The sequence below is a fragment of the Neisseria iguanae genome, from assembly GCF_003013245.1.
Taxonomy (GTDB): domain Bacteria; phylum Pseudomonadota; class Gammaproteobacteria; order Burkholderiales; family Neisseriaceae; genus Neisseria; species Neisseria iguanae.
The window spans coordinates 1-13,035 of the sequence record NZ_PXYY01000074.1; the positions used below are offsets into that span (position 1 = coordinate 1).

Here is a 13,035-nt window from a genome sequence, read left to right on the forward strand (position 1 = left end):
GTCTGCCTGTTTCCGCTGCCCCGGAGCCGTACGCAAACCGATTTATACGACCAATGCGGCAGAGGCGGTACACCGCCAGTTTCGGAAGCTGGCCAAAACCCAAGGCGCATTCCCCAATGAAACCGGCCTGCTGAAGCTTTTATATGGCGGTATCGGTAAGGCTTCGGGGAAAAATGGACGATGCCGATTGCAAACCGAGGGCAGACGCTCCCGCAGTTGGCGGTTTGTTTTGACGGCCGGACGGCATTATCCGGTTGTAGAATTCAAGCTGACACAGGATTTTGAACGGCCTCTCAGGGAATTGTTGTGTCCAATCATTGTGATTTTCGGTCTCAATCTTTTAGAAGAATGTCCTTTTTTAATATACCATTGGATGGCTTCTTGATGGATTGAAATGGGTAATTTCATATGCGTCAGTTCTTTTAAAAATCCGCCGCCTAAATCTGCTAATGTAGATTAAATTTTGCCATTCTCATAACATTGTGCCATTGAAAAGCCCGTAGATTTGCTATGGGACCAAACATTATCATTCACTTCTCCTTACTTCTTTTAATGAACTCAATTCCCCCACTTTGATGATGATTTGTAAATTCGGCAATACAGTCAATAATTTGAGTATTGGCTGTATCAGTTGCCTCTTCATTATCAAGCAATGTTAAGACATAGTAGGTATTTCCTACATTAGGGCGCTGATTGGTACAGGGGATACCCCATAAAGCCTCATGGAATCCGATTGTGTTTAAGTATCCTTTGTGTTTTTCTGATTGAATCAAAAAACTATCTGCCGGAATCGGATTCTTTTTGAGGTAGGTGGCAACCGTGACAAGATATGGCGTGTCAGAAAGTCGTTATCATAAATAGAAAAATTAGTGTTTGGGTTATATTTTTTTAATACTGAAAAAATATTTTTCGTCATAATAAAATTTCTGATAGGGGTTTAGTGCCTTAGAAGGTTATAAACTATATATCATAATTTAATGCGCCTCATCCCAATTCCCGCCGATACCCACTTCGGCAACCAGCGGAACATTCAATTCTCCTTTGGCTGCATCGGCCATAATTTCGGGCAGTCTCTGCCTCACCAGGGCCAGTTCGGATTTAACTACTTCCAGCACCAATTCGTCATGCACTTGCATAATCAGTTTGCTTTGCAGGCCGTCTGAAAGCAGCCAGTTACGCACGTCTTTCATGGCGCGTTTGATGAGGTCGGATGCGGTGCCCTGCATGGGGGCATTGATGGCGGCGCGTTCGGCCCCGGCGCGGGCGTTGCCGTTTTTGCTGTTGAGATCGGGCAGGTAGAGGCGGCGACCGAATTGGGTTTCGACATAGCCTTGCTGCGCGGCTTGCTCTTTGGTGCGCTGCATGTAGTCGGCCACGCCGGGGTAGCGGGCGAAGTAGCGGTCGATGAAGTTTTTCGCCGACACGGCGTCGATACCGAGTGATTTGGCGAGGCCATATTGCCCCATGCCGTAAATCAGGCCGAAGTTGATGGTTTTGGCGTAGCGGCGTTGGTCGGCGGTAACGTTTTCGGGGGCAATACCGAACACTTCGGCGGCGGTGCGGCGGTGGACGTCTTCGCTGTTTTGGAAGGCTCCGAGCAGGGTTTTGTCGCCGCTTAAATGCGCCATAATCCGCAATTCGATTTGCGAGTAGTCGGCCGATACGATGACGCTGCCGGCCGGTGCGTTAAAGGCGCGGCGCACTTTGCGGCCTTCTTCGGTGCGAATGGGGATGTTTTGCAGGTTGGGGTTGTTGCTGGCCAGACGGCCGGTGATGGCGACGGCTTGGGCGTAGGTGGTGTGTACGCGGCCGGTACGCGGGTTGACCATTTCGGGCAGCTTGTCGGTGTAGGTGGACTTGAGTTTGGCCAAACTGCGGTTTTTCAAGATGATTTTCGGCAGCGGGAAATCGGCGGCCAGCTGCTCGAGCACGGCTTCGTTGGTGGATACGCCGCCGGAAGCGGTTTTTTTCAGGCCTTTGGTCGGAATCCCCATTTTGCCGAACAGGATTTCTTGCAGCTGCTTGGGTGAATTGAGGTTAAACGGCTGGCCGGCAGCTTCGTAGGCTTGTTGTTCTAATTCGAGCAGGCGGCGGCCGAGTTCGTGGCTTTGCGCGGCCAATTCGGCTTTGTCGATTTGTACGCCGGTACGCTCCATGTCAAACAACACCTGCGCCACGGGCAATTCCATGTTTTGGTAGATATCGCGCTGCTTTTCGTCCATCTGTTTGACCAAATGGTTTTCGATACGCAGGGCGAAATCGGCGTCTTGACAGGCGTATTCGGTGGCTTGTTCCAACGCGACATCGGCAAACGAAATGGCTTTCGCACCCTTGCCGCACAAGGATTCGTAGGTTACGGTTTCCAGGCCGAGCCAGCGTGCGGCCAATTCGTCCAAGCCGTGTCCCAAGTGGCTTTCAACGATGTAGGAAGCCAGCATGGAATCGCCGCTGATGCCTTTGAGTGCGATGTTGTAATTGGCGAAAATGTGTTGGTCGTATTTGAGGTTTTGGCCGATTTTGTGCAGCGTTTCGCTTTCCAAGAACGGTTTCAGACGGCTTAATACGTCATGTAAAACCAACTGATCGGGCGCGGCGGCCGGGCTGTGTCCGACCGGAATATACACTGCTTCGCCGGCTGAAAAGGCGATGCTGATGCCGACCAGTTGCGCGTTCATGGCGTCGAGCGAGGTGGTTTCGGTGTCGAGGCCGATGGTGTTTGCGGCGGCGAGTTTGCTTAATAATTCGGCAAACTGCGTTTTGGCGGTAATCGCTTGGTAATTTAATTTGGCCGGGGCCGCCGCTTGGTTAATGATGTTTTCAGACAGCTTGCCGGCAGCTGAGGCGGCTTGTTTGCCGATGTCTATGGTGCCGAATAAGTCATCGCCTTGTGCCGTTTCGCGCATCTGTTCCTCTGCTTCTTTCAGCCAGGTGCGGAAGTTTAAGTGCTTGAATTCAACGGCCAGTTGCGACCATTTCGGAATTTGGCGGCGCAGGCTGTCAAGGCCGTCTGGAAGTTCGCCGTGCAAATCCAAATCGGTTTTAATCGTGACCAGTTCGTAAGACAAAGGCAGGCGCGGCAGGGCAGCTTGAAGGTTTTCGCCGACTTTGCCTTTGATGTCGGCAGCGTGTGCTATCACGCCTTCGAGTGAGCTGTATTGCTCCAGCCATTTCACGGCGGTTTTCGGGCCGCATTTTTCCACGCCCGGGACGTTGTCGACCTTATCGCCCATCAGCGCTAGATAATCGCGGATTTGGCTGGGGCGCACGCCGAATTTGGCCGCTACGCCTTGGGTATCCAGTGTTTCGCCGCTCATGGTGTTGACCAAGGTGACTTGTTCATTCACCAGCTGTGCCATGTCTTTGTCGCCGGTGGATACAATCACGTTCATGCCGGCGTTACTGCCTTGTTGCGCCAGTGTGCCAATCACATCATCCGCTTCTACGCCCGGAGCCGCCAACACCGGCCAGCCCATCAGCCGCACCAGTTCCGGCAGCATTTCCGCCTGCGGGCGCAAATCATCGGGCATGGGCGGGCGGGTTGCTTTGTAGTCGGCAAACATCTCGTGGCGGAAATTTTTGCCCTTTGCGTCAAACACCACCGCGCAATAATCATGGATATGGTCGGCACGCAGGCGGCGCAGCATGTTCAATACGCCGTATACCGCGCCCGTGGGCGTGCCGTCGGGGGCGGTGAGCGGCGCCATCGCGTGGTAGGCGCGGTAAAGATAGGAAGAGCCGTCGACTAAAAGCAGGGTTTGATTTGATGACATGGGAAAACCTTTACGGAGACGGCGTTTGATGAGGCAGAGGCCGTCTGAAATCTGAGGAAAATAAAGCTTATTATAAAGGAAAAGACGGCTTTCTTTATACAGCGTGATAATGGCAGAAACACACGGAAATGATGGCAGGCAAGAAACAGGCTGTCTGAACATGAGGTTCAGACAGCCTGTCGAACAAATCCGCTGAGGTGTGTCTTCATTTCGTCTGTCGCACATTTTCGGGTAGAAAAGCGCGGATATCAGGCGAAAGGTACAGCAAAGTCGGACACCTTGTGCGCATTTTCAACGCAGTAGGCGTGTTTTTATGCTGAAAAGATGCTGCATGATGAAATGAGGATACGCTCTAATTAATATTGATTAAAATCATATAGTTGCTGACAATATCATTTTTCGTTTTAACTAAATGGCTTTTAGTGCTTTTACTATTCTGTCGAATCCGCTAGCATGGCTTATTTATCTTCATTTGATTTGTAAAGGAAAGCATCATGGCACGTTTGACCGTACATAATTTGGAAACAGTACCTGAAGCCGCGAAACCGCGCATGGAGGCTGTTTTGAACAACAATGGCTTTATACCGAACTTGATCGGCGTGTTGGCCAATGCGCCGGAAGCCTTGGCGTTTTATCAGGAAGTGGGCAAGATGAACAGTGCCAACAGCCTGACCGCCGGCGAAGTGGAAGTGGTGCAGATCATTGCTGCCAAAACCAACGAATGCGGCTTCTGCGTGGCCGGCCACACCAAATTGGCGACCTTGAAAAAGCTGATGTCTGAGCGGTCTATCCAAGCCGCGCGTGCTTTGGATGCGGGCGCGTTTGACGATGGGAAACTGGCGGCCTTGGCAGCATTTACCCAAGCCGTGATGGCGAAAAAAGGCGCGGTGGCCGATGCCGAGCTGCAAGCCTTCTTTGATGCCGGTTACAACCAGCAGCAAGCGGTTGAAGTAGTGATGGGTGTGGCTTTGGCTACTTTGTGCAACTATGTGAACAATCTGGCGCAAACCGACATCAATCCTGAATTGCAGGCATTTGCTTAATTGGTTGGAGTAGTGTGGTGAAAAGCTGTCTGAAACATCAGTTTCAGACAGCTTGTTGACGGCTGGGCTGACGGTTTGTTTTTGATGATGGGCATGTAGAGTGAAACCACTAAAACGGCTACGGCGCCGGGCTGCCTCAGCTCAAAGAGAACGATCTTGCAAGCTGCCGAAGCGGTAATACGACCGGCGTACTGTCCGTACCGTCTGCAGCAGGCCGTTTGGTACCGGTTTTTTATTGATTCCGCGGTTATTTTTGCGGATATGGAATTTTTTAAGCAACAGGCCGTCCGAACGATTTCAGACTTATCGCATTTAAATTTAACGGATCGCGGCCACGCATTCTCTCACCAGCGCGGGGCCTTGGTAGATTAAGCCGCTGTATAGCTGTACGGCGGTGGCGCCCAAGCGGATTTTTTCAGCGGCATCCCGGCTTTCCATGATGCCGCCGACACCGATAATCGGCAGTGCGCCGTCAATGTGTTCGGCTAATAATTTCAGTACTTGGTTGCTTTTTCCGCGTACCGGCAGGCCGCTCAGGCCGCCTTGTTCTTGCGCCAAGCGGTGGTTGCCCAAAGCCGATTTGTCGATGGTGGTGTTGGTGGCGATGATGCCGTCCATCTGCACGTTTTTCACCACGCGGGCGATGTCTTCAATTTGCGCTTCGTCCAAGTCAGGGGCGATTTTTACCGCCAGCGGCACGTATTTGCCGTGTGCCGCGTGCAGTTGCGCCTGTTTGTTTTTCAGCGTTTCCAACAATGCGTTCAGTTCGTCGCCGCCTTGCAGCGCGCGCAGGTTTTTGGTGTTGGGCGAAGAAATGTTGACGGTGATGTAGTCGGCATGCGCATAAGCTTTTTCCAAACAAATCAAGTAATCATCAGCGGCGTTTTCAATCGGGGTCATGGCGTTTTTACCGATGTTGATGCCTAAAATGCCTCGGTAGCTGCTGGCTTCGATGTTGCGGATCATGGCGTCGATGCCGTGGTTGTTGAAGCCCATGCGGTTGATGATGCCTTGGTGTTCGGGCACGCGGAACAAGCGCGGTTGCGGGTTGCCGGGCTGCGGTTTTGGGGTGACAGTGCCGACTTCGAGAAAGCCGAAACCGAGCGCGCCGAATGCGTCGATACATTCGCCGTTTTTATCCAATCCTGCCGCCAAGCCGACCGGATTGGGCAGATGCAGCCCCATCAGTTTGGTGGCTTTGCCGCGGTTGTCGGTGATGGGAATCAGACCGAGTTTGTGCAGGGTTTTCAGGCTGCTGAGTGTGAGGTGGTGGGTTTTTTCAGGGTCGAGTTTGAATAAGACGGAGCGGGCGAGGGCGTACATGGCGGCTTTCTCATGAGTGGAAATAACAGGCGTATTTTACCTGAAAATATGGCTCAGGCCGTCTGAAACAGGTTGTAACATGACGGCGGTCAAGCTTCAGGCGGCCTTTCGAATAAACGCTTCGGGGAAACGCACATCCCCTAAGATGAATCTGCTAAACTGTCGGCCAGATTGTTTTCATCAAAAGCAGAGGAGAAAACCATGTCATACGTTTTCGAGCCGGTTCGGACGGCAGTATTGCCGGTCTCCGGCAGCTACGACGGATATTCGGTGCGCCGGGTGTATTGTGTCGGCCGAAATTATGCCGGTCATGCCAGAGAGATGGGTTCCGATCCTGACCGCGAGCCGCCGTTCTTCTTTTGCAAACCAAACGACTGCGAATCGATTGTGGCGGTGAAAGCCAATGAAATCGTTGACCTGCCTTATCCGAGCCAAACGTCAAACTATCATTATGAAGTAGAGTTGGTGGTGGCTGTCGGCAAGGGTGGTCAGAATATCCGTGCAGAAGATGCTGAAGCACATATTTTCGGTTACGCCGTGGGCTTGGACATGACCCGCCGTGATTTGCAAACGCAGATGCGTGAAATCGGTCGGCCGTGGGAAATCGGCAAAGCATTTGATTATTCTGCACCCATTGGTGAATTACACCGCATCAGTGAAACGGGTGCGCTGTCTGACGCGGCGATTGAATTAAGTGTTAATGGTGAAACCAAGCAAAGCAGCAACATCAATCATCTAACGTGGAGCGTGGCGGAAACCATTGCCAAATTATCCGAATTCTTTACTTTGCAGCCGGGAGATTTGATTTTCACCGGTACGCCTGAAGGCGTGGGCGCAGTGGTGAAGGGGGATACCGTCAGGGCAAAAATCGAAGGGTTGGCCAGCATTACTGTTTGTGTGAAGTAAGCATTAAATTTCAATAGGCAGGCCGTCTGAAAGATTATTTTTCAGACGGCCTGATACCTTTGTAAAAGGCCTTTAACAGCCTGTGCGGGAATGACGTCCGTTTTGGTTTTTATTGGTTGTTGATGAGGTTTTGCAGAGCTCTCTGCCTGTTTTTATTTTGAAGTTTTCAATCCTGCTTCACGCTGCCATTTGTCTAGTAAATAAGCAAAGGCCTGCGGGTTTTCATAACCGTTTTCGATAGCAGCTTGCAGCCAAATGCAGGCGATAGGCAGATTGGCGACCAAGCCTTGACCGTAGTAATACAGACGGGCAAGGCGGTATTGTGCTTCGGCATGACCTTGCTCGGCAGCTTGTTCAAACCAATACGCGGCTTGGCGGTTGTCGGATTTGACACCTTGGCCGTGGAAATAAATCAAGCCTAGGCCAAACGCGGCATCGGCATGACCTTGTGCGGCAGCTTTTAAATATAATTTCCGCGCTTCCGCATAATTGACGGCCTGATTGCGGCGGCCTTGATGGTGGGTGAGGGCAGTTTGGTAGGTTTGCTCGGCTTGTTGGTGTTGCAGGGCGGCGGTTTTGATGCGTTCGTATTGCTCAGGATGATGCAGCGCGGCATCGCTCAAAAGTTTTTGGTAGGCACTCAGGCTGCCGTGTTCGGCAGCTTCGCGGTAATAATGCTCGGCGGTTTGCGCATTGGCTTTTATGCCCAAGCCGTAGCGGTAAATGTCGCCCATCAACTGCAAGGCTTCGGGGTGATTGTGTTCGGCTGCAATTTTGGCGTGTTTGACGGCTTGCAAGGGATCGCGCCCGGTCAGGCGGCCGGTGAGGTAGTGGCGTGCCAGGGCGGTTCGAGCCTGATGGTCGCCGTTGCCGGCGGCGGTTTGATACCAGTTCAGCGCATCGGTATGGTTTTGTTCGGCCAGAATATCGGCCAACAGGGTTTGCGCGGCGATAAAGCCGTTGTCGGCGGCAAAGCGCAGATGGTGTGCGGCAAGTGTGTTGTTAATGGGTGTGCCTATGCCGTGGCGGTAGATTTTGCCAAGCTGCCAATGGGCGACGTGAAGCCCTTGTTCGGCGGCTTGATGATACAGTTGCCGCGCTCGTGGCAAATCGGGCGGGTCAGACAAATGGTGGTGTAAGGCTAAAAAGTATTGGCCGAACGGATGGCCTTGTTCCGCTACCTGTCGCGCCCAGTATACGGCTTGCGCATCATGGTGGTCGGCATAGTATTCAAGCAGATCCAGTTGTGCTGCGGGCAGACCGTGTTCGGCAAGCCAAACGTATTGTTGGATATGCCGGTCGAACGCCGCTCCCATCTTTTCGCGGATGCGCAGCAGATTGTAGGTGGCATAGGGGTGCTTTTGTTCGGCGGCGATGTCAAGCCATGAGAGGATCGCCGGATAATCCGGCTGAGGGGCTTCCATCATGATGAGGCTGACTTCAAATGCTGCGTCTGCATGCCCTTGCTCCGCCGCCTGGCGCAGCAGTGCGAAACCTTGCATGCTGTTCGGGCTTTTGACCAACAGTGTGCGGGCTTGCTGATAGAGGGTTTCAGAGACGGCGACGGTCATGATGGATGGCGGATATGCGGTAGGAGTAGGACATTATACTATTTTTGGTAAAGTTTTGTTCATTATTATGGCATGAATGTATGTTTTTTTATGATAAAGGGCCGTCTGAAAACCAACGTACAAGGGTGCGGTTTATCTTCAGACGGCCTATGCGTCAGGCTTTATCTTGTTTCAGCGTAATCTAGGGAAAATTTACTTGGCTGTAAAAGTTGCCGTTGATTTGGATAATGTCAATGTGGTACATGCGGTAGGCATGGAATACTCCGCTATCCGGCGGTGTCGGATTTTTCCAAAGATCGGCCAACTTGCCTTGATGGGTTATGCCGGGAATGTCATCATGTGCACGTCCCAATACTTTGACCGGCATATTGTGGATTAAAGCCGACAAGCCGCTGGTATTGTTGATGGTGGCCATGCCAATGCCGTGACGCAGGAAAAACGGTAAGGGAACGCCGTGTACATAAAAAATCCGCCCTTTGAGATTAGGGTGTTTTTTAACGAAATGCTTGATGTCTTCCGCCAGCGGGCGCACGCGTGGCTGTTGTGCCAGATCGGTGAGATGGCTTTTTTCTTGCTTCTTAACACGTCGGGATGGGTTTTGGACCAAATTTCTGCATCGGGATTTTCTGCTAAGGCCGTCTGGAACGTGATGCCAAACGTAGATTTATCTGCGCTGCCATATCGAATCGCCATGTCGCCGAAGGTTTGACCGATGACCAAAACGATGTTTTTTGAACGTGTAAAGTCTGCTTGTGGTATGGTACGAGGCCGTTTGAAAAGTCCGGCGCATGAGATTGTATTTGGACAAACGGTGCGCCAAAATCAAATCTACCGCCTGCTGTGTTTGGGTTTCAGTTTCGGACGGCATATCTGCTGTTAATAAAATCAAATGCTCCAAACGTGACAGGCGAGTGAGTTGTACCGTATTATAGATACCGATGTCGTCATAAACCAGTGTAAAAGGCGGATACCTTCCACGCCCGAGACTGGCGAACGTCAAAAACCGTCTTCCAGTACCACAAACGGCAAACTGCGCGATTCGGCAAATGTACACGGTTTGTGTGTCGGGTGAAAACCCCAGCTGATCAGTGTTTCGGCATGAAGGCTGTTTTTTGAATGTTGAATTCGGGCAGGAAATCATCAAGATTCGGAATTTTGCGGATGTCGTGGGAAGGGGTGTAAGCGTTTTTCACAATCGTGGACTTTTATTGGATAAGCGTAAAAGTTTCAGACGGTCTTGATATGATATTAAGCTCAAAAAGCTACTGAATGACCATTTTACCGAAAAAACAAAGGCGGATGTCAAATCCGCCTTTATTCATTGGTTTTCTGATCAGAAAGTCACCGCTTCTGCCAATATTTTCCCCGCCAGATCCTTAGCCGATAAGTTCGGTTCGCCCTGCAAAGGCCATTCGATACCGACGGCGGCGTCATTCCAAATCAAGGAATATTCCGCATTCGGGTTGTAATAATCGGTGCATTTGTACACACATTCCGCTTCATCGCCCAACACATAAAAACCATGGGCGAAGCCTTCCGGCACCCACAACTGGCGTTTGTTGTCTGCCGATAAAATCTCGCCAACCCAATGGCCGAAAGTAGGCGAATCACGGCGTATATCCACAGCTACATCAAACACTTCCCCTGATACCACGCGCACCAGCTTGCCTTGGGTGTTTTCGGTTTGGTAATGCAGGCCGCGCAATACGCCTTGGGTGGATTTGCTGTGGTTTTCCTGCACAAAAGTGCGTTCGGCCACGTTTTGGCAAAACCAGTCATCACGGAAGGTTTCCATAAAAAAACCACGTTCGTCACCGAAGACTTTGGGTTCGAGCAGTTTGACATCGGGGATTCGGGTATCGATGATATTCATTGCGTATTCCTGAAAGATGGGTTTCAGACGGCCCGGAAGGATTTTAGAAACGAAGGCTCGTTCTGTTTCAGTAAGTTTTAAAACTGTTAAAAAGAAAAAATTGCTTAACCGCCCCCAACCAACCGCAACAAATACTGTCCGTATTCGTTTTTACACATTGGTTTGGCCAATGCCCTTACTTCTTCGCTGCTCAGCCAACCGTTGCGCCAAGCGATTTCTTCCAAACAGGCCACTTGTAAATTTTGAATGTTTTCAATCGTTTCCACAAATGAAGCGGCTTCCAGCAGGCTGGCGTGGGTGCCGGTATCAAGCCAAGCGAAACCGCGGCCGAGCAGTTGGACATTGAGCGAACCATCCTCCAAATACATTTGGTTTAAAGTGGTGATTTCCAATTCGCCGCGTCCGGACGGTTTCACTTGCCTGGCAAACGTCCCCACGCGGTTGTCGTAGAAATAGAGGCCGGTGACCGCCCAATCGGATTTAGGTCGTTTCGGTTTTTCTTCAATGGAAAGGGCTTTGAAATTGTCATCAAACTCAATCACGCCGAAACGCTCGGGGTCTTTTACTTGATAGCCGAATACGGTTGCGCCTTTTTTTTCCACAAATGCCGCTGCTTCTTTCAAAGATTGGCTGAAATGCTGGCCGTAGAAAATATTGTCGCCTAAAACCAGACACACCGAATCATCGCCAATGAAGTCTCCGCCAATCAAAAAGGCTTGCGCTAAGCCATCGGGGCTGGGTTGGATGGTGTAGGATATGCGGATGCCGAAATCGCTACCGTTACCAAGCAGACGGCGGAAAGCATTGTTGTCTTCCGGCGTGGTAATCACCAACACATCGCGGATACCGGCCAACATCAACACCGACAGGGGGTAATAAATCATCGGTTTGTTGTACACCGGCAGTAATTGCTTCGATATGCCGCGGGTAATCGGATAAAGGCGCGTGCCGCTGCCGCCTGCGAGAATAATGCCTTTCATTAGCTTGTTTGCCTTGTGTCGTCGATGTTCAGACGGCATTAAGGCCGCCTGAATGCATTAATTATTGTTTAATTGCCTAAGCGTTCACGGTTGTAGCTGCCGTCTAACACGCGCGACCACCAAGTTTTGTTGTTTAAATACCATTCTACCGTTTTGCGGATGCCGCTTTCAAAAGTTTCCTGCGGGTGCCAGCCCAATTCGCGGCCGATTTTCGCGGCGTCAATCGCATAGCGCACATCATGACCGGGACGGTCTTTGACATAGGTAATCAAATCTTCATAATGTGCCACGCCTTGCGGTTTGTTCGGCACTAGCTCTTCCAATAGGGCGCAAATGGTACGCACTACTTCGATATTGGCTTGTTCATTGTGACCGCCGATATTGTAGGTCTCACCGATTGTGCCTTCAGTGAGCACCTGATACAGCGCGCGGGCATGATCTTCGACAAACAGCCAGTCTCGAATCTGCATACCGTCGCCATAAACCGGCAGCGGTTTGCCGTCAAGCGCATTCAGAATCATCAGCGGAATCAGTTTTTCAGGGAAATGATAAGGGCCGTAATTGTTGGAACAATTCGTCACAATGGTTGGCAGGCCGTAAGTATGCTGCCATGCGCGTACTAAATGGTCACTGGCGGCTTTGGAAGCCGAATAAGGGTTGGAAGGAGCGTAAGGCGTGGTTTCGGCAAACAAATCATCCGTGCCGTGCAAATCACCATACACCTCGTCGGTGGAAATGTGGTGGAAGCGGAATGTTGCCTTTTTTTCAGACGGCATATCATTCCAATAAGCGCGTGCAGTTTCCAAAAGCGTGTAAGTGCCGGCAATATTGGTTTCGATAAATGCTGCCGGGCTGTCAATACTGCGGTCGACATGGCTTTCTGCTGCCAAGTGCATCACTGCATCAGGTTGGTGTTCGGCAAACACGCAGTCCAGCGCGGCACGGTCGCAAATATCCACTTGTGCAAACGCATAGTGCGGATGATCCGCCACCGATTCCAAAGATTCCAAGTTGCCCGCATAAGTGAGTTTATCGACATTCACCACCGCATCTTGCGTATTGTTGATAATATGGCGCACAACCGCCGAACCGATAAAACCGGCACCGCCGGTGACTAAGATTTTCATGATAAATTCAAATCACTGAAATATTGTGATAACCGATATGATATGACGGCGTAAATTTTACTATAAATTTTAAGGAGCTGGCGTAGATTAGCCCCAAATATCACACCAAATTCGCAAAATTTTAAGCTGCCCTTTTGGTGTACCACAGTTAAAACGAAACCCGCATTCTTTCCGGAATAATGGAAAAGATTTCCGGTCAATTCCATTCTATTTCCGTAGCATGCGTTTTGCCCGGTCCCAAAAGTTTTCCATCCCGTCAATGTGGTTTTGCCGCCCTACAAAATGCGTACAGTGACTGGTACGGTGACAAGTGGATTCACCCACGTCAAACACATCACGGCTTTTGCAGCAATCGGGATAAACAATGCCGCCAGGCAATGGTTTTCATTTAATAACCGGCATAAAGTTACCTTTAACGACAACGGTTAAACCTTACCCTGTC

General features: G+C 50.8%; 9 protein-coding genes and 4 pseudogenes. 3 read left to right on the forward strand and 10 right to left on the reverse strand.

Annotated features, from left to right (window positions below; translation table 11 throughout):
- Window positions 1-285, forward strand: a pseudogene (locus C7N83_RS10270) (transposase); the annotation flags it as partial.
- Between the two features lie 245 nt (window positions 286-530).
- Here the strand turns inward: C7N83_RS10270 and C7N83_RS10275 are convergent.
- On the reverse strand, window positions 531-773 hold the full coding sequence (locus C7N83_RS10275; protein ID WP_106742473.1) for a hypothetical protein: 243 nt from the start codon (window positions 771-773) through the stop codon (window positions 531-533).
- 201 nt (window positions 774-974) lie between these two features.
- Window positions 975-3,770 carry a DNA polymerase I gene (polA, locus tag C7N83_RS10280; protein ID WP_106742475.1) on the reverse strand — a complete coding sequence of 932 codons (2,796 nt, stop codon included), beginning with the start codon at window positions 3,768-3,770 and terminating at the stop codon, window positions 975-977.
- A 494-nt stretch (window positions 3,771-4,264) separates the two neighbouring features.
- Here polA and C7N83_RS10285 point away from each other — a divergent pair, with 494 nt between their 5' ends.
- Window positions 4,265-4,813, forward strand: coding sequence for a carboxymuconolactone decarboxylase family protein (locus C7N83_RS10285; protein ID WP_106742476.1), 549 nt, complete (start codon window positions 4,265-4,267; stop codon window positions 4,811-4,813).
- Window positions 4,814-5,131: 318 nt separating this feature from the next.
- Here C7N83_RS10285 and C7N83_RS10290 read toward each other — a convergent pair whose 3' ends face one another.
- Window positions 5,132-6,136 carry a quinone-dependent dihydroorotate dehydrogenase gene (locus C7N83_RS10290; RefSeq protein WP_106742478.1) on the reverse strand — a complete coding sequence of 335 codons (1,005 nt, stop codon included), beginning with the start codon at window positions 6,134-6,136 and terminating at the stop codon, window positions 5,132-5,134.
- Between the two features lie 201 nt (window positions 6,137-6,337).
- Between C7N83_RS10290 and C7N83_RS10295 the strand changes: the two genes are divergently transcribed.
- Window positions 6,338-7,042 (forward strand): fumarylacetoacetate hydrolase family protein, encoded by a 705-nt coding sequence (locus C7N83_RS10295; RefSeq protein WP_106742480.1) that lies wholly within the window; start codon window positions 6,338-6,340, stop codon window positions 7,040-7,042.
- 152 nt (window positions 7,043-7,194) lie between these two features.
- On the opposite strand, the gene C7N83_RS10300 is transcribed toward C7N83_RS10295, so the two are convergent.
- From C7N83_RS10300 to C7N83_RS17055, 7 genes and pseudogenes are all read right to left on the reverse strand, one after another.
- Complete coding sequence (locus C7N83_RS10300) at window positions 7,195-8,613, reverse strand: tetratricopeptide repeat protein (protein WP_106742481.1); 1,419 nt, start codon at window positions 8,611-8,613, stop codon at window positions 7,195-7,197.
- Window positions 8,614-8,794: 181 nt separating this feature from the next.
- Window positions 8,795-9,127: pseudogene (locus C7N83_RS10305) on the reverse strand (capsular polysaccharide export protein, LipB/KpsS family); the annotation flags it as partial.
- 110 nt (window positions 9,128-9,237) lie between these two features.
- Window positions 9,238-9,306, reverse strand: a pseudogene (locus tag C7N83_RS16175) (hypothetical protein); the annotation flags it as partial.
- A gap of 640 nt (window positions 9,307-9,946) precedes the next feature.
- Window positions 9,947-10,486 (reverse strand): dTDP-4-dehydrorhamnose 3,5-epimerase, encoded by a 540-nt coding sequence (gene rfbC, locus C7N83_RS10315; RefSeq protein WP_106742484.1) that lies wholly within the window; start codon window positions 10,484-10,486, stop codon window positions 9,947-9,949.
- A 104-nt stretch (window positions 10,487-10,590) separates the two neighbouring features.
- Window positions 10,591-11,466 (reverse strand): glucose-1-phosphate thymidylyltransferase RfbA, encoded by an 876-nt coding sequence (gene rfbA, locus C7N83_RS10320; protein WP_106742486.1) that lies wholly within the window; start codon window positions 11,464-11,466, stop codon window positions 10,591-10,593.
- A 68-nt stretch (window positions 11,467-11,534) separates the two neighbouring features.
- Window positions 11,535-12,593, reverse strand: coding sequence for a dTDP-glucose 4,6-dehydratase (gene rfbB, locus C7N83_RS10325; protein ID WP_211296641.1), 1,059 nt, complete (start codon window positions 12,591-12,593; stop codon window positions 11,535-11,537).
- A gap of 87 nt (window positions 12,594-12,680) precedes the next feature.
- Window positions 12,681-12,869: pseudogene (locus C7N83_RS17055) on the reverse strand (IS1595 family transposase); the annotation flags it as partial.
- Window positions 12,870-13,035: the final 166 nt, after the last annotated feature.

Bases quoted from the DNA above. Each gene is read 5' to 3' on its own strand.
- polA (WP_106742475.1), bottom strand. From the start codon at position 3,770: ATGTCATCAAATCAAACCCTGCTTTTAGTCGACGGCTCTTCCTATCTT.
- C7N83_RS10285 (WP_106742476.1), top strand. From the start codon at position 4,265: ATGGCACGTTTGACCGTACATAATTTGGAAACAGTACCTGAAGCCGCG.
- C7N83_RS10290 (WP_106742478.1), bottom strand. From the start codon at position 6,136: ATGTACGCCCTCGCCCGCTCCGTCTTATTCAAACTCGACCCTGAAAAA.
- C7N83_RS10295 (WP_106742480.1), top strand. From the start codon at position 6,338: ATGTCATACGTTTTCGAGCCGGTTCGGACGGCAGTATTGCCGGTCTCC.
- C7N83_RS10300 (WP_106742481.1), bottom strand. From the start codon at position 8,613: ATGACCGTCGCCGTCTCTGAAACCCTCTATCAGCAAGCCCGCACACTG.
- rfbC (WP_106742484.1), bottom strand. From the start codon at position 10,486: ATGAATATCATCGATACCCGAATCCCCGATGTCAAACTGCTCGAACCC.
- rfbA (WP_106742486.1), bottom strand. From the start codon at position 11,466: ATGAAAGGCATTATTCTCGCAGGCGGCAGCGGCACGCGCCTTTATCCG.
- rfbB (WP_211296641.1), bottom strand. From the start codon at position 12,593: ATGAAAATCTTAGTCACCGGCGGTGCCGGTTTTATCGGTTCGGCGGTT.